Genomic DNA, 13,603 nt, shown 5'->3' with positions numbered 1-13,603 from the left:
AAGTCGCCTCAGCCGACACTGACCGATGTGATCCCGACATATATCGCCGCGCGACGCCTCGGAGGCGGAGCTAACATCGAACGCGATCTTTCGACAGAACAGAGTCGCCTCGCGTTGTTCATCGAACTGATTGGCGACCGCCCCGTTGACACGTACCGGGACCGCAGTTGATGAGAGCGGCCGGGACGCGTGCCCGCCAATAGAAGATATTTCCGCGGCGGATCAGATTCTCGACTTCGTGGCGCAGAGCCATGACGAATGCCCTGCTTTGCCCCTCGCGCTTGAACGGCGTGGGCATCACCTTTGGGCATCAGTTCTGGGCATCAGGTCGCCAATGATGCCAAAACACTATCCGGCACGACTGGAAAATCAAGGAATTTAGGGCTTTTAGGGAGAATTGGCTGGGGAACCTGGATTCTCACATGATTTCAGAGGCTTAACAAAACCGCCTTTGATTTTTCTCTGTTTTCCTGCCGAAAGCGACCGTGGATGCCATCTTTGTGCCCTGGTGTTGATTTCCGCGCAGAAGTGAGCCGGACATGGGACTTTTGAATATCATCCGTCGGATGGCACTGCGCGAGAAGTTGTCGGTGCGCGAGATCAGCCGACGAACCGGATTGTCACGCAACACCATCTCCAAATATTTGAATGCCGGCACGATCGAGCCGACATTCACGGTCCCCGAACGACCGAGCAAGCTCGATCCATTTGCCGACAAACTGGCGGGTTGGCTGAAGAGCGAGGCTGGAAAATCGCGCAAGCAGCGGCGTACGTTGAAGCAGATTCATGCTGATCTGGTTGCCCTTGGTTTTACCGGCTCCTATGGCCGGGTGGCTGCCTTTGCCCGTGAATGGCGACTTGATCGGCAACGTGAGCAGCAAACGACGGGGCGTGGCATATTCGTTCCGCTGTCTTTCCGTCCTGGCGAAGCATTCCAATTCGATTGGAGTGAGTACTACGCTGTCATAGCCGGTGAGCGTACGAAGCTTCAGGTCGCACACATCAAGCTGGCGCACAGCCGGGCGTTCCTCTTGCGTGCCTATCTTTTGCAGACACACGAGATGCTCTTCGACGCCCACTGGCACGGCTTCCGTGTGTTCGGCGGCGTGCCTGGTCGCGGCATCTACGATAACATGAAGACGGCGGTCGATCGTGTCGGTCGCGGCAAAGAGCGGCAGGTCAACATCCGTTTCCTCGCGATGACGAACCATTACGTCTTTGCGCCTGAGTTCTGCAATCCATCGGCAGGCTGGGAGAAGGGACAGGTCGAGAAGAACGTCCAGGATGCCCGTCCGCGGTTGTGGCAACAGATGCCCGCCTTCGCAGATCTGGCGGCACTGAACGTCTGGCTGGAACAGCACTGCCAGGATCTATGGCGTGAGACACCGCACGGCACTTTGCCCGGTACGATCGCCGACGTTTGGGCCGAAGAGAAGGCGGCATTAATGACGTTGCCTGCCGCCTTTGACGGCTTCGTCGAGCAAAGCAAGCGCGTCTCACCGACATGCCTGATCACCTTCGAACGGAACCGCTACAGCGTGCCTGCGTCTTTTGCGAACCGGCCCGTCAGCCTGCGGATTTATCCCGAGCGACTGGTCGTTGCGTAGCGGCAATCTAGGTGAGATTCTCATCCTGATCGCCGCGCTATAGGTCGTTGCAGCCGAGGGCAATATCCTCTGCGAACATACGCGGATCATTGAACGCAGTCACGACAAGCCGCCGCGAACGATTTACGACTGGCGGCATTACCTTGCCGTCATCCAGCGCAAACCCGGTGCGTTGCGTAATGGTGCGCCCTTCCTGGAATTGCCTTCGGCCTTTCGGCAACTACAGGACCAGATGCTTCGCCGTCCCGGCGGTGATCGTGAGATGGCCGATATCCTCGCCCTTGTCCTTCATCACGACGAAGAGGCCGTCCTGCAAGCCGTGGAACTCGCCCTGGAGGCGGGCGTGGCGACCAAAACGCATGTGCTGAATCTGCAGCACATGCTGATCGACGGCAAGACGACCGACGGTCCCGGTATCGATACGCCGCCGGCGCTGACCTTACGGCGTGAACCTGAGGCAAATGTTGAACGCTATGATGGCCTGCGCGTCCGGATCGCAGGAGGTCGCCATGCGTCATGATCCTGCAAGTGCCGCCGTTGTCATCATGCTGCGAAGCCTGAAGATGTACGGTATGGCCCAGGCCGTCACAGACCTGATCGAACAAGGGGCCCCGGCTTTCGATGCGGCGGTGCCCATTCTGTCGCAGTTGCTGAAAGCCGAAATGGCCGAGCGCGAGGTTCGCTCCATCGCCTATCATATGAAGGCGGCTCGCTTCCCGGCTTACAAGGATCTTTCCGGCTTTGACTTCGCCGCCAGCGAGATCAACGAAGCGACAGTGCGGCAATTGCATCGATGTGAGTTCATGGATGGAGCGCACAATGTCGTGCTTGTCGGCGGCCCAGGAACAGGCAAAACCCATGTCGCGACAGCCCTCGGCATCCAGGCCATCGAGCATCATCGCAGAAAAGTTCGCTTCTTCTCGACGATCGAACTGGTCAATGCGCTTGAGCAGGAAAAGGCCAAGGGCAAGGCGGGACAAATCGCCGAGACCCTGGTCCGTCTTGACCTGGTCATCCTCGACGAGCTTGGATATCTGCCATTCAGCGCCTCAGGTGGAGCATTGCTCTTCCACCTGCTGAGCAAGCTTTATGAACGGACCAGCGTCGTCATCACCACCAACCTGAGTTTCAGCGAATGGGCATCTGTCTTCGGCGATGCCAAAATGACCACCGCGCTCCTCGATCGCCTGACCCATCGTTGCCATATCCTGGAAACAGGAAACGACAGCTTCCGCTTCAAAGCCAGTTCCGCCGCCGCAGCACACAAGAGAGGAGAAAAGCCAAGCCCTTGACCAAAACCTGATCAGAAAACCATACTCAGAGGTGGCTCACTTCTCGGTGGAAAAACCGGCTCACTTCTGCGCGGAAATCAACAGCTCAGGCCTTCGTCGCGTGGCGCGATAACGTTTGGCGGTACGCATACGGCGAGCTTGCCAAGTTTCAGGCTGGTCAGCGACCACAGCCAACCGTCGAGCAATTTCTTGCCGAGATTGCTCCAATTGCGTGGCCGGTAGCGTAACCCGGAAACCGTCCTGAATGCCGGCTAGTCCGCGTTTCGATACAATATGTGGGGGCGTATGACGCGTTTGCCGCCTTGCGACTGCGGTTGGCGTGGCTGTTCGCTACGCCACTCCCTACGATCCTCGCGTCTGTCTCTCGATTCCCTCCGATCGCGCCAATCGCGACGGTCATAGTCGCGGCGGTACCGGTCTCCATAATAGCGGTCTCGATCGTATGAACGGTAGGAAACGCCGGACGAATAATAGCCGCCAGTACGGTAGCCTCCATCTTCAACGCATCCACTAAGAATGCCGACCGATAAGAGCGCAATTGCTGCGGTCAGAAGCTTCATAATCTCATCTCCCATTGAGGCACTCAAACGTGTGTCGGCGCCTTCAGTTCCATGATTGCGAGAATGCGGTGGCAGGGATGAACCGGGGCTGAACGGGTCGAGGCCCGCAGTGGCTGGGGTTGCTGCGGGCCTCTGTCGGGTCGCTGGGCGGAGCGACCGCGCGCAAGGTGGCCTTTGGTGCATGAACGCCAGATGAATAAGGCGCCCACGTGGTGGGCGAGAAACAACCCGTAAAAATCAGGAAAACCAAATGCCAATCACCAAAATCTCCACACGGGGGAGGGCTTTCGTGCGCCTGCATGAGGGCAATCCGCTCACCGCCTATCTTGACCCCGTCGGCGTTCCGACGATCGGTACGGGCTTCACTATGCGCAGCGATTCCGTGCGCCGCGAGCTTGCAAAGATCGGCATCACAAAGCTCGTGCCAGGCAAGACCAAGATCACCGCCGCGCAGAGCGATGCGATCCTCGGCGCCGTGCTTGCCGCTGAATACGTTCCTGCCGTCGTTGCCGGTTCTCCCTCCGACCGCAAGCAGCACGAGCTCGACGCGGCCACTTCTGTCACGTTCAATCTCGGCGTTGGCGCCATGAAATGGACGTGGGCCGACTACTGGCGCAAAGGCCAGATCAAGAAGGCCGCCGCTCATCTCGCCGCCAACTACAACACGGCGAAAGGCAAGAAACTGCCGGGTCTCGTGCGTCGCCGTAAGGAAGAGGCCTTGCTCTTCGAGAAAGGTATCTACACCGGTGTGACCAGCGCAACGAAGGAGGTGACGGCAGAGCCGCCTTCCCAGCCGGATCCGGTTGTGAAGGAAGCGCAGGAGCTGCTGACTGCAGCCGGTCTCAATCCCGGCGCGATCGACGGCTGGATGGGCGAGAAGACAAAGGCCGCGGTCATTGCCTACCAGAAGGCGCATCCGCACCTGCTCGCCGACGGCATCATTGGACCGGCCACTCTCGCACAGCTTCGGCGCGTTGCGTCGGCAGCAAAGGAAGCCGTTACCAAGGGTGTCGGCTCAGCTGCAAGCTCAGGCTTGCTCGCTTTCATCGCCGGCCTTCCTTGGGGCTGGATTGTTGCCGGTGTCGCTGTGGCTGTCGTGGTCTACGTTGCGTACCGCAATCGTGATGTGATCGCCCGCCGCTGGAATAGCTGGCGCGGCAAGGAGGTGGTAGTTTGATCCTCCTGTGGGCAAAACTCAAAGGCTACCTAGCAGCAATCGGTACGGCGCTCGCGATCCTCGCGGGCGTCTTTTTGTATGGCCAGAGAGCAGGGCGCTCCGCGGCAAAGGATGAACAGGCCGCAGCGAATGCCAAGGCCATCAAGAAGGCCGGGGATGTTGAAAATGAAATCAGGAATCTGGATGACGCTGGCGTTGATGACGCTCTTGGCAAGTGGATGCACGACAAGCGGTAGCTACTGCGACATAGCGCGTCCGGTGCGGCCGTCTGTCGATGATCAGATGACGCCAGAGACAAAGCGGCAAATCCTCACTGAAAATGAGAAGCTGCAGAAGCTGTGCGGGGTGAAGCCATGACCGGCGCTGAGATCATGGGCGCCGTCGGCTTCTTCGTGCTGGTCTTCGGCTTCATCTTCGGCCTGTGGAAGTACGTTGACGCGAAGATCGGTGCTGCAAAGACCGAAGCGTCAGCGGCGGCGTCTGCGGCCTCGGCAATGGCTTCGCTGGCAAGGGAAGAGCTTGCCCAACACAAAACCCACGTCGCCGAAACGTACGCGACCAAGGCGGGAATGCAGGAGCAGACGGCGCAGTTGTTGCGCGCTATCGAGGGGATCGGCAACCGCATCGAAAGCATGAACGAACGACTCGATAGAGCTTTCGAAAATCAACCACGCCCTCGCAGTAGGGCTATCTGAGTTAACCCGCTTGCCGAGAGGTGTTGATGCAGACTTAAGAGACCTGCCCACCACTGGAGGTAGCGAGCAGGTCCATGTAGAGCCCCTCCCACAGGAGCATGTGCATTCAAACACTACCTTTTCGCGAAATCAAGGCAGGGGAGAGCTGTTTGTAAGATCGTGGTTTAAGGTGTCCCGTCCTCCTCGACCCAGGGCCGGGCCGAGGAGGGTGACTGGGATCACTAGCGAAAGCCTTTCGGCTGTGGATCTTCGCCAGAACATCGAGGAAGATAATACAATCTTTTGATGTGCGTGTCTTGGGGATTTTTCAAGCAAAAAAGCCCCGGCATTTCTGCCGAGGCTTCCATCACTGACAATGTCAGATCAGATTAGAACGAACGCTGCAGACGGATGAAGCCGTTCCACTCTTCGTCAACGTTGTCGACGTCGAGGTAGTTAGCTGCAACCTTCATGGAGAGGCCGTTGGTGATCTTGTAATCAACCGTCAGGCCCGCCTGCCAAGCGTCGTCGTTGGTGAAGTCAGGACCGCCAACGTAGTAGTTGCCGAAGTACTGTGCACCGGGGGTGATGGTCAGCTTGTCGGTTGCCTTGATGGCGTATTCACCAGCAATCGCCCACTCAGATTCGGTGTAGTAAGCGTTCGGGCCAGAAGCCCATACGCCTGCCAGGCCGAGGGTGCCCGGACCTACATCAGCCGTTGCGATCAGGCGAACTGCGCCTTCTTCGCGGTCGGTGTCGTAGCCGCCGATGAGCTGCAGCGATGCAGCGCCGAGCTTCGCGCCGAGACCGAGAGCAACGCCAACGTTGTTGTCGGGCTCGTCCCAACCAACAGTGATGCCTTCGAGCTCGTCAACCGAAACGCCTGCCCAGAAGGAACCAGCGTCGTAGGTGTAACGTACCGAGTTGAAGAGAGCGTTCGTGGAGAGAACGTCAGACTCGCCAGAGAGGCCATCGTCCCACCAGCTGTAGAACTTACCGACCTTCAGGCCGCCGAGTTCGATGAAGGCCTGGTCAACGTGAACGCCAGACGAAGAGGACGAGCCGTTGTCAGCGTTGCCGCGGAAGCCGATGAAGCCACGCAGAGCACCGAGCTCGGTGTCGGTGCGGGTGTCAATTTCGAACTGAGCGCGGGTGAAGGAGTCCCAGTCAGAAGTGCCACGGCCAGAGTTGAACTCGTCACGGCCGATGTTCGTCTGGAAACGGATGTAACCGCCGAACTTCAGGCAGGTTTCGGTGCCGGGGATGTAGAAGAAGCCGGTGCCGAATGCGTCGCAAACGCGAACGTATTCCATGGGCTCAGGCTCAGCAGCGACGATAGCGTCAGCGGCCTGTGCGCCGGATACTGCTGCGAGAGCCGCAGCGGAGCCGATGAGAAGGCTCTTGATGTTCATGGTTGACCTCCAGTCAAAGTTTTTATCCACCAACGCAGAAGTCCCGAAACTGGTTGTCCCCGCCTCATTGGCCCTGCGTTGATTCACAAAAGACAGAAAGTCGCCCAATTCCGCAATCCGGATTCGCTGTTTTAGTGTGATTGAATGGAGATGAAGCGCAGAAGGTGTGTCCAATAAGTAACAGAATCGCGTTTGCCCTGTTGAAAACGTTAATGTCTCATTAGGAAATTCAAGCGGTTCGGCGAAAGAGCGCACTTGCTGGGAGGACGTCTGGATGGAATCGATCGGCAATATCCCGCCGCCATCCAACGAACGAACCCTTACTCTCCTACCACCTTTAAATCCGGCGGCGCGCCTTCTGCTCTAAACGTCCTGATATCGAACTGCTTCATGTCACCGTGTGACGTTAACATTGTCAGCTCCATGATTTCCACGTCGAGGCCACTCTTATGAAGGTCTCTTACAGCGTCATGAGCTGTCGCAGAGCCATGGACAGACGCTGCTTTGCGTCTTTCTGTCGAGCGATACGGGTTATCATCGAGGTGGCTCCTTGTGCAGATAATGCTCCCAGCAATGCCAGGATGACTCTTCGATTTTGTTGCGGCTAAAGCCGATGCCACCCCATTTACGACAGCCTTGATGCTCGCACCAGTGGTTCTCATGAATGCCGTCGCCGGCCTTGTTGGTCTGGTCGCTCATGCTCACCTCGGCATCTTGGCTATCGTGATCTTCACATCACCCTTGACGTTGCACCGTTTGCATTTTAGCCGCTTGGCAATATCGTCCACAGTGGTGTCGGCCCTGGCCGCGCGGTTCAGTTGCCAGTGCGGGATATTCGAAACGTGGCCGCAGTAGTTGCACTTGGCAACGACAATCTCCCAGTTTCGCATCTCCTTGACCTTAACGGCCGGCGGCTTCGCATTGTTTCAATGCGTCGATCTGACTGCCGGATCGCACGTGGTAATGAAGCATGCAGCGCCCCGAATAACCATCCATCGGCCTCGCGCATTTGATCACTTCTTGGGAAATGCGCCGCAGCATCGTCGGCATCGACAGGTCGCCAAACTCGATCATAAGCTCCGCAGAGCTGATGAACTTCAGCAGTTCGCAATCTTCACACAACACCCCCACAGGCTCACCGCAGTAGTCCGACACCAAATATGCACCTTCACCTGGCATCTCGATCTGCGCCCGGCTTCCAACCCCGTGTAAAACCTCTTCCCATCGCTGCGGTAGCCAGCGCAAGCTGCATCCGAAGATGCTGAATGTCTTCCATCAGCGTTTCGATAGCGGCGCGGCTGTCGCCGTCGTGCCATGCAATTATGTGGTCAACCGGATCGGCTTCCGGTTCTCTTGGTTGTGGGCGCACGTTCTCATTCTCCTGTCTCAGAGTCTCAAATTTCTCCCTGTGTTGAAAAGGCGCGCGCCCCCGCGCCGATAATTCAGTCTGGCATCAAGTCGGCAATTTGCCCGTGCGAGACAAGCAAACGCGGGTTCGCCATGCTGCCGCTTTCCTCGTCCACGGTGACGGCGTATGCAGCAACGCCAACATGGCGCGACGCCATGGCGCTCGCCATTTTCTCCGCGGATGCGGCGTTTGAGGCTGGCCGCATTTCTCCGGGCACGACACCGCTACGGCTGTTTTTGAACTGCACGACAATGATTTTCTCAGCGTCTGCCATTTTGCGCACTCCTCATTTGTTCTACAAATGTTCTTATTTCGGAAAAGAGTCAAGGAGGGAGATGGCGAGACTTTTTTGTGGCGCTTCTAACCGGCGACTATTGAATTCATTCCACGCTACCTTACCCTCCCCAGTCAAAAACCCAGTTATTGTATGTGTCGTCGCGGTCGATCTCGGCGCGCCCTTCGTCGGTGATGTGCCACTCGCGAAAACCGCGGTGATCCTTGCCGCCGGGCCGAACACATCCAACCTTGGATAACGCTTCCATCGTCTTCTCACCGCATTGCGGGATTAGGTCCACGGTCATAATCTCGGGATGTGCGGCCAGAAATCGGAGAGCTCGCATTTGCGGCTTGTCCAGCCGATGTTTCGGACCTTGCTTCTGGCGCTCATCATCCTGCTCCATCCACCGTTTAAAATGGTTTGTTTTTCCGTCGACAGGAGTCGGGTCTGAATTCGATACCCGTTTGCGCTTGAGCGCCGAGCGTCCTTTGATGAACCTATTGTAGGTTTCGGATATTAGATCAAATAAATCATCTGCTTCTGGTAGATCGACGGACTCCACGATAACGAACCAAACGAGCCATTCCTTGTTCGAATTCTCATCAATGTGTCGCACGAAATACCGCCCGACGACCTCCATGAATGACCAGCCGGTGTCGTGAATGGTAGAGGCGATGCGGTCCCCGAAGCCTGGAACGTTACCTCCTATGTCCGACAGCAAGTGTTCTGCGTCTATCTCATATTTCCCGTCGGGTTGCCGCTCCAGGAAGTAGACGACGTCATCGACGAAATTTGTGGAGGTCATTCCCAGCCGCCAGGCCCTTTGCCGTTTTTGCGGCGCTGCTCGATCCATTTATCAAGTTTCGCTATGACGGCTCGCCCCTCGTCACTGATCTTGACGAGCGGCCGCCCTGCATCGTCGCGCGACACCAACGAAACAAGGTCTTTTTCGATGAACTTCTCGAAAGTGCGCGGCCCAGCCCGATCGATCTGGACGTAGGAGCACGGTAGCCGTTTAGCTTTTATCTCTCGCAGGACTTTCGCCTCCCGGCCATCAAGGCCGACAGCTGGCCTGAACATCCATGCGAGATCCTTCAAGTCCGGCGTCGGCTTGAAGCCGACTTGGTGGAAAACTGATTTAGGTCGCGTCTGGGGCTCCCGCAGCACCTCCCATATGGCCAACACGTCAGGCTTTGAAAAAAGGTAAGAACGACCATAGCGAGAGCAACAGCCATGCGCCTTGGCAAGTTTGATCACCGCTCTGTTTGTAAGTCGGAGCAAATCCGCAACTTCATCTGCGGTGTAAATTCTGTCTTCGAGATCTAGGATCATACCACCGACCTGATACGCACAAGGCGCGTTGAACATTTTCCCGTTCGGTGGTGGCAGGTGGGTGGCCTGCGGTTGGTAGCCGCTTCTAAAAGTTAGTCTGCGGTTGCTGTTGTGGTCAAGCCTTAATGGTGACGCCGGAACCTTGGGCGGTCTCTCCGGTGTCGATGAAAATCACGCCACCGTTTTCGAACGCCCCTTGAATTGATGCGAGGTTGTTAGCAATCGGCGTGCGCTTTCCCGATTCGAAATCGCGGATGGTGGATGGTGACACGCCGGCAGCGGCAGCCAACATAGGCTGGTTCCATTCCAATAAAGCCCTTGCGGCGCGGCATTGAGCAGGGCGGCTCGTTATAACGTAAAAGCCAGCCCGCAACTGGAGGCTGCGAACTGGCTTCAATCTATCCCCCTTCCCACAAAGGGATGGTTGTACAGTGCCACAAATCCAATGAAAATCAACATGCCTGAAGTCGTCAGACACAAGCCTGTACTTGAGCCTTTCTGCTTATGCCGACTGTCCGGTCGAAATGGCGTGTGTAGTTTAAGCTGAGCCATCTTAGTCAAGACTGATACCAATTGCCTCGAAATCGATGCGTTGCTATCGTTGGCTTCAAGGGGGAATTGATATGTCTTTTTCTATGCTGATTGCACTCGCGGCATCCGCGTACAGCGTTGTCGGCAATCCCGATCAGGAGCAGGTCGTGCCGGTTGCGGCGGAGATCGTCGATTGCAACCGGATTGTCGATGACGTCTTATCAGAAACGGGAGGGCGGCTACTTTCTGTACGTCAACACCCGGATCGTTGCATGGTGACTGTCCTCTTCCCCAAAACCGGAGAAAGACCTGCGCGGAAAGTCTTCAGGGTTCCCGTTGGTGGCAGCACGGGGAAGTGATGCCTGGGACTTTCAGACGCACTATGAGAAGCATCGTTTATTGGGCGATTTGCTGCCTTTTGGTTATAGTTGGAGGCATGTCGGCGATCACATTTGGGTTGCGCAATTATGCTCCTGTAATCACCGCCAAATATTATCTCGAGAGGCGCGAAGGACAACATATTGTCCGGAAATGGCACTCGCGTGATCTTCCGGTCCAACTGGTCAGCGATAGGATAAAACCTGCAAGATTACCGCACCAATGAGAACCCCTACCAATGCGCCAAGTGCTTTCATCAGGGCTTTTTGAATTTTGGGGTGCCGATCTGAAGTCAGGATCGGAAGAAGTTCTGAAGCGATTGCGCCCAAGATACAGAAAATAGCAACGGCGCGACGGTCTTCAGGGTAGGAGAGCACGAAGAGCATTGCTAGAACGGCGAAGATAGCCAAGCGATCTATGTTGGCGGTGATTGCGGGATGTGCGCGCCAGGTTGCAGGCGCCAACGCTGCCGCCCCTGCCGTTAGCAGCAAAATCCAAGAGATGGTGCGAATTATCTCTGTACTCATCCTTACAAGGTAGCACATTTTTCTAGGGTGGCAATTTGGTGGCTTGCCTGTTCGGTCAGCAAGCTGTTTCGGCGTCGCGTGCCGTTCAAGGGCGATCGCGCAATCGAACGCCAGGGCCGTTGCCGTTAGACGGGATGAAGATAATTCCGAAGTCGAGCAAGGCCTGCACTACAGCAGCGACGTTGTTGGTCATACCGCTGATGGTGCCTTCACTCGCTTCCATTCTCTTTAGGGTGGGAATCGATATTCTTGCTGCCGCCGCAATCTCAGCCTGCGTCTTTCCAATTAGCGTTCTTGCTGCCGCCAACTGTCGGCCGGACAAACTACCATGATCCATTTGTATCATTCTAATCTTTTAGTGTTGACAGACATAGTTAACTGATCTAAAGGTATCACCAGGATACGAAAAACACAACACGGAACCGAAACAATGGCTAACGTAACGTTAATGCCTGCCGCCGAAGGCAGCTTCATTTCGCGCATGTCCGCCCTCTTCGCGGAACTGCACACTGCCGGCGAGCGCCACGGGGAGATGCCGGACGCGGCTTGCGACAAGCTGTCCGAAGCCGCATGGATTATCTCGGATGCCATAATAAACGCACCTGTTAACTGCGAAGCCGACATCGCCGGTAAGCTTCGGCACGCCGCCATGCTGGTTGAATGTCCCCACGGCGAATACACGAGCGAACAGCCCGCCATAGCTGCCGCTCTGAACGATCTGCAGCGTCTTCGCAAGGACGAGTGGGCCGAGGCCGTTAAGGCGGCGCAGCAGCGCTCGTGACGCACTACGGCCCGCTAGCTCAACTGGATAGAGTACCGGTTTTCTACCCTGGAGGTTCCACGTTCGAATCGTGGGCGGGCCACCAGTTTTTATGCCAGCCTTGTTCATGCGGCTGGCCACCTAGCCGGTGTGCGCTTCTTAGCGACCCGGTCTTTTATTCCCTCGGCGCAAGCATGAGGGCGGAGCGGGCGGAAGCCTGTAGGAGCGCGAACGCTGTAAGATGCAGATGCGCCCGCTCCACATAAGTTCACCACTGGCCAGTCGGGATTTTCCGACACCAAAGGTACCGAGCACCTAGTCATGCGCTCGCCCGCTGGCCGTTAATTCCATGAGCACAATTTCGTGTCGTTTAAAATCAACCACATGAGGAGAGATAAGATGTTTGAAGACATGACCTTTACAGAGATTGAGCCGATAGTGGCGCTTTCCAATACCACGGCCATTCCGCAGGACGAGTACACTCGGCGCGCCTCGGCCTGGCTCAACCGAGCCGCCGAGATGCTGACCGAGAAGCGTGATGAAGCATACAGGGAAGCCGTGCGCGAGGAGAACGATTTGACCTTCACACAGCGAGAAATCGATTTCCTGATTGATGGGCTTGAGCGGCTCGGACGGAAGCTTGAAAAGGCCGCCGATATTGGCGCAACCGAGGCCGAGAATCGCGGTTAGCAAACCTTACGGCCCGCGAGGTCGTACACGACCTGCCAATATTCCCGTCTGAAATGTTGCCACCACCTCGACCACAAAACCCGCCAGCCTCACCAGTTGGCGGGTTTTGTCGCAAACCATGTCGCAGTAAACTGCCTTGCAATGGTTTGTAATCGTTGTGAAATTGGTTGTAAGTGTTTGAAATTGCTTAGCACTGTGTCGCAACAATTCAAAATGGACTGCGACAAGGAATATCAGGCGCACCAGCGGGCAAGCTATTGATTTTGTTTGGAGATAATTGGCTGGGGAACCTGGATTCGAACCAAGATCGACGGAGTCAGAGTCCGCTGTTCTACCATTGAACTATTCCCCAAAAGCCGTAAGGCGCGTGGCGCGTTCGCTTTGGTGGGTCGTCATATAGATGATTTATTCCGGGGCGCAAGTCGAAAAAATCGAAAAATGCGTTTTATCCCTGTTTTGCGTTTGCCCGTGGCTCAGAGCCGTGCGCGGGTGGAACGCGGGGTGGAGAGCAAGAGGCTGGTCTCACTGCCGGTAATGCCGGGCACCAAGCGGATGCGGCGCAGTACCGCGTCGAAATCGCTGAGCGTGGCGGCGTTGAGTTCCACGATAAGATCCCAGCGGCCGTTGGTGCTGTGGATTTCGGAGATTTCCGGAAAACCGCCGAGTGTGCGGATGACGCGGTCCGTCACATGGCCTTCAATCTCGATCATCATGATGCCGCGGATCGCCGCCTCCACTGCATCGGCGCGCAAAATGACGGTGTAACCGATGATGGCGCCGTCATTCTCCATTCTTTCGATGCGCGAACGCACCGTCGCGCGCGAGGTTCCCGTCTCGATTGCGAGATCGGAAATGCTGCGCCGGCCATTGTGGCGCAAAAGGGTTATGAGCCGCTCGTCGAGATTGTCCATATGACCAATTCGATAAATCAATTTTACCATATCGATAGCTTATTTCGATAATATTGCCAATATTTTA

The 13,603-nt window shown here is 56.4% G+C and carries 18 protein-coding genes, 2 tRNA genes and 1 pseudogene; 9 read left to right on the top strand and 12 right to left on the bottom strand.

What is annotated here, in order from left to right:
• Window positions 1-539: 539 nt before the first annotated feature.
• From istA to AGR1_RS27430, 5 genes and pseudogenes are all read left to right on the top strand, one after another.
• Window positions 540-2,127 (top strand): annotated as a pseudogene (gene istA, locus AGR1_RS27455) (IS21 family transposase).
• Window positions 2,117-2,899, top strand: a complete 783-nt coding sequence (gene istB / locus AGR1_RS27450) for an IS21-like element helper ATPase IstB (RefSeq protein WP_111785441.1) — start codon at window positions 2,117-2,119, stop codon at window positions 2,897-2,899. Before istA ends, istB begins: the two are co-directional and overlap by 11 nt.
• A gap of 810 nt (window positions 2,900-3,709) precedes the next feature.
• Window positions 3,710-4,636, top strand: a complete 927-nt coding sequence (locus tag AGR1_RS27440) for a peptidoglycan-binding protein (protein WP_149149071.1) — start codon at window positions 3,710-3,712, stop codon at window positions 4,634-4,636.
• Window positions 4,633-4,872 carry a hypothetical protein gene (locus AGR1_RS27435; protein WP_149149070.1) on the top strand — a complete coding sequence of 80 codons (240 nt, stop codon included), beginning with the start codon at window positions 4,633-4,635 and terminating at the stop codon, window positions 4,870-4,872. The genes AGR1_RS27440 and AGR1_RS27435 overlap by 4 nt, the downstream gene beginning before the upstream one ends.
• A 117-nt stretch (window positions 4,873-4,989) precedes the next feature.
• The gene (locus AGR1_RS27430; RefSeq protein ID WP_149149069.1) at window positions 4,990-5,331 is read left to right on the top strand and encodes a hypothetical protein; all 342 of its coding nucleotides are present in this window, start codon (window positions 4,990-4,992) and stop codon (window positions 5,329-5,331) included.
• Between the two features lie 368 nt (window positions 5,332-5,699).
• Here the strand turns inward: AGR1_RS27430 and AGR1_RS27425 are convergent, their stop codons facing one another.
• The 8 genes from AGR1_RS27425 to AGR1_RS27390 all read right to left on the bottom strand — a co-directional run bounded on the left by AGR1_RS27425 (window position 5,700) and on the right by AGR1_RS27390 (window position 10,112).
• A complete protein-coding gene (locus AGR1_RS27425; protein ID WP_149149068.1) occupies window positions 5,700-6,722 on the bottom strand; it encodes a porin in 1,023 nt (340 codons plus the stop codon).
• 534 nt (window positions 6,723-7,256) lie between these two features.
• Entirely contained in the window at window positions 7,257-7,421 is a 165-nt protein-coding gene (locus AGR1_RS29715) for a hypothetical protein (protein WP_187772318.1), read from the bottom strand.
• A gap of 201 nt (window positions 7,422-7,622) precedes the next feature.
• On the bottom strand, window positions 7,623-7,967 hold the full coding sequence (locus AGR1_RS30035; protein WP_246669766.1) for a hypothetical protein: 345 nt from the start codon (window positions 7,965-7,967) through the stop codon (window positions 7,623-7,625).
• A complete protein-coding gene (locus AGR1_RS30030) occupies window positions 7,891-8,091 on the bottom strand; it encodes a dehydrogenase (protein WP_149149067.1) in 201 nt (66 codons plus the stop codon). Before AGR1_RS30030 ends, AGR1_RS30035 begins: the two co-directional genes overlap by 77 nt.
• A gap of 73 nt (window positions 8,092-8,164) precedes the next feature.
• Window positions 8,165-8,404 (bottom strand): hypothetical protein, encoded by a 240-nt coding sequence (locus tag AGR1_RS27405; RefSeq protein ID WP_149149066.1) that lies wholly within the window; start codon window positions 8,402-8,404, stop codon window positions 8,165-8,167.
• A 121-nt stretch (window positions 8,405-8,525) separates the two neighbouring features.
• Window positions 8,526-9,212, bottom strand: coding sequence for a hypothetical protein (locus AGR1_RS29710; protein WP_187772317.1), 687 nt, complete (start codon window positions 9,210-9,212; stop codon window positions 8,526-8,528).
• Complete coding sequence (locus AGR1_RS27395) at window positions 9,209-9,775, bottom strand: helix-turn-helix domain-containing protein (protein ID WP_149149065.1); 567 nt, start codon at window positions 9,773-9,775, stop codon at window positions 9,209-9,211. Before AGR1_RS27395 ends, AGR1_RS29710 begins: the two co-directional genes overlap by 4 nt.
• 79 nt (window positions 9,776-9,854) lie before the next feature.
• Complete coding sequence (locus AGR1_RS27390) at window positions 9,855-10,112, bottom strand: helix-turn-helix transcriptional regulator (RefSeq protein ID WP_348640600.1); 258 nt, start codon at window positions 10,110-10,112, stop codon at window positions 9,855-9,857.
• Between the two features lie 250 nt (window positions 10,113-10,362).
• On the opposite strand from AGR1_RS27390, the gene AGR1_RS27385 reads away from it, so the two are divergent.
• Entirely contained in the window at window positions 10,363-10,629 is a 267-nt protein-coding gene (locus tag AGR1_RS27385) for a hypothetical protein (protein ID WP_149149064.1), read from the top strand.
• Between the two features lie 204 nt (window positions 10,630-10,833).
• On the opposite strand, the gene AGR1_RS27380 is transcribed toward AGR1_RS27385, so the two are convergent.
• The gene (locus AGR1_RS27380) at window positions 10,834-11,112 is read right to left on the bottom strand and encodes a VanZ family protein (protein ID WP_246669761.1); all 279 of its coding nucleotides are present in this window, start codon (window positions 11,110-11,112) and stop codon (window positions 10,834-10,836) included.
• Between the two features lie 148 nt (window positions 11,113-11,260).
• On the bottom strand, window positions 11,261-11,512 hold the full coding sequence (locus AGR1_RS27375; RefSeq protein ID WP_187772316.1) for a helix-turn-helix transcriptional regulator: 252 nt from the start codon (window positions 11,510-11,512) through the stop codon (window positions 11,261-11,263).
• A 93-nt stretch (window positions 11,513-11,605) separates the two neighbouring features.
• Here AGR1_RS27375 and AGR1_RS27370 point away from each other — a divergent pair, with 93 nt between their 5' ends.
• The 3 genes from AGR1_RS27370 (at window position 11,606) to AGR1_RS27360 (ending at window position 12,625) form a co-directional block, all read left to right on the top strand.
• Window positions 11,606-11,956: a hypothetical protein gene (locus AGR1_RS27370; RefSeq protein ID WP_149149061.1), complete on the top strand. Its 351-nt coding sequence runs from the start codon at window positions 11,606-11,608 to the stop codon at window positions 11,954-11,956.
• Between the two features lie 8 nt (window positions 11,957-11,964).
• A tRNA-OTHER gene (locus AGR1_RS27365) sits at window positions 11,965-12,041 on the top strand.
• Between the two features lie 257 nt (window positions 12,042-12,298).
• Complete coding sequence (locus tag AGR1_RS27360) at window positions 12,299-12,625, top strand: hypothetical protein (RefSeq protein WP_187772315.1); 327 nt, start codon at window positions 12,299-12,301, stop codon at window positions 12,623-12,625.
• A gap of 278 nt (window positions 12,626-12,903) precedes the next feature.
• Here AGR1_RS27360 and AGR1_RS27355 read toward each other — a convergent pair.
• Together AGR1_RS27355 and AGR1_RS27350 are read right to left on the bottom strand one after the other, a co-directional pair.
• Window positions 12,904-12,977, bottom strand: a tRNA-Gln gene (locus tag AGR1_RS27355).
• Window positions 12,978-13,098: 121 nt separating this feature from the next.
• Window positions 13,099-13,536, bottom strand: a complete 438-nt coding sequence (locus AGR1_RS27350) for an Lrp/AsnC family transcriptional regulator (RefSeq protein ID WP_080794513.1) — start codon at window positions 13,534-13,536, stop codon at window positions 13,099-13,101.
• Between the last annotated feature and the right edge of the window lie 67 nt (window positions 13,537-13,603).

The sequence above is a fragment of the Agrobacterium sp. B1(2019) genome, assembly GCF_008274755.1.
Classification (GTDB): Bacteria; Pseudomonadota; Alphaproteobacteria; order Rhizobiales; family Rhizobiaceae; genus Agrobacterium; species Agrobacterium salinitolerans.
This window is presented reverse-complemented; position numbering and strand designations above follow the sequence as displayed.

Bases quoted from the DNA above. Each gene is read 5' to 3' on its own strand.
- istB (WP_111785441.1), top strand. From the start codon at position 2,117: ATGCGTCATGATCCTGCAAGTGCCGCCGTTGTCATCATGCTGCGAAGC.
- AGR1_RS27440 (WP_149149071.1), top strand. From the start codon at position 3,710: ATGCCAATCACCAAAATCTCCACACGGGGGAGGGCTTTCGTGCGCCTG.
- AGR1_RS27430 (WP_149149069.1), top strand. From the start codon at position 4,990: ATGACCGGCGCTGAGATCATGGGCGCCGTCGGCTTCTTCGTGCTGGTC.
- AGR1_RS27425 (WP_149149068.1), bottom strand. From the start codon at position 6,722: ATGAACATCAAGAGCCTTCTCATCGGCTCCGCTGCGGCTCTCGCAGCA.
- AGR1_RS29715 (WP_187772318.1), bottom strand. From the start codon at position 7,421: ATGAGCGACCAGACCAACAAGGCCGGCGACGGCATTCATGAGAACCAC.
- AGR1_RS27405 (WP_149149066.1), bottom strand. From the start codon at position 8,404: ATGGCAGACGCTGAGAAAATCATTGTCGTGCAGTTCAAAAACAGCCGT.
- AGR1_RS29710 (WP_187772317.1), bottom strand. From the start codon at position 9,212: ATGACCTCCACAAATTTCGTCGATGACGTCGTCTACTTCCTGGAGCGG.
- AGR1_RS27395 (WP_149149065.1), bottom strand. From the start codon at position 9,775: ATGTTCAACGCGCCTTGTGCGTATCAGGTCGGTGGTATGATCCTAGAT.
- AGR1_RS27385 (WP_149149064.1), top strand. From the start codon at position 10,363: ATGTCTTTTTCTATGCTGATTGCACTCGCGGCATCCGCGTACAGCGTT.
- AGR1_RS27375 (WP_187772316.1), bottom strand. From the start codon at position 11,512: ATGGATCATGGTAGTTTGTCCGGCCGACAGTTGGCGGCAGCAAGAACG.
- AGR1_RS27370 (WP_149149061.1), top strand. From the start codon at position 11,606: ATGGCTAACGTAACGTTAATGCCTGCCGCCGAAGGCAGCTTCATTTCG.
- AGR1_RS27350 (WP_080794513.1), bottom strand. From the start codon at position 13,536: ATGGACAATCTCGACGAGCGGCTCATAACCCTTTTGCGCCACAATGGC.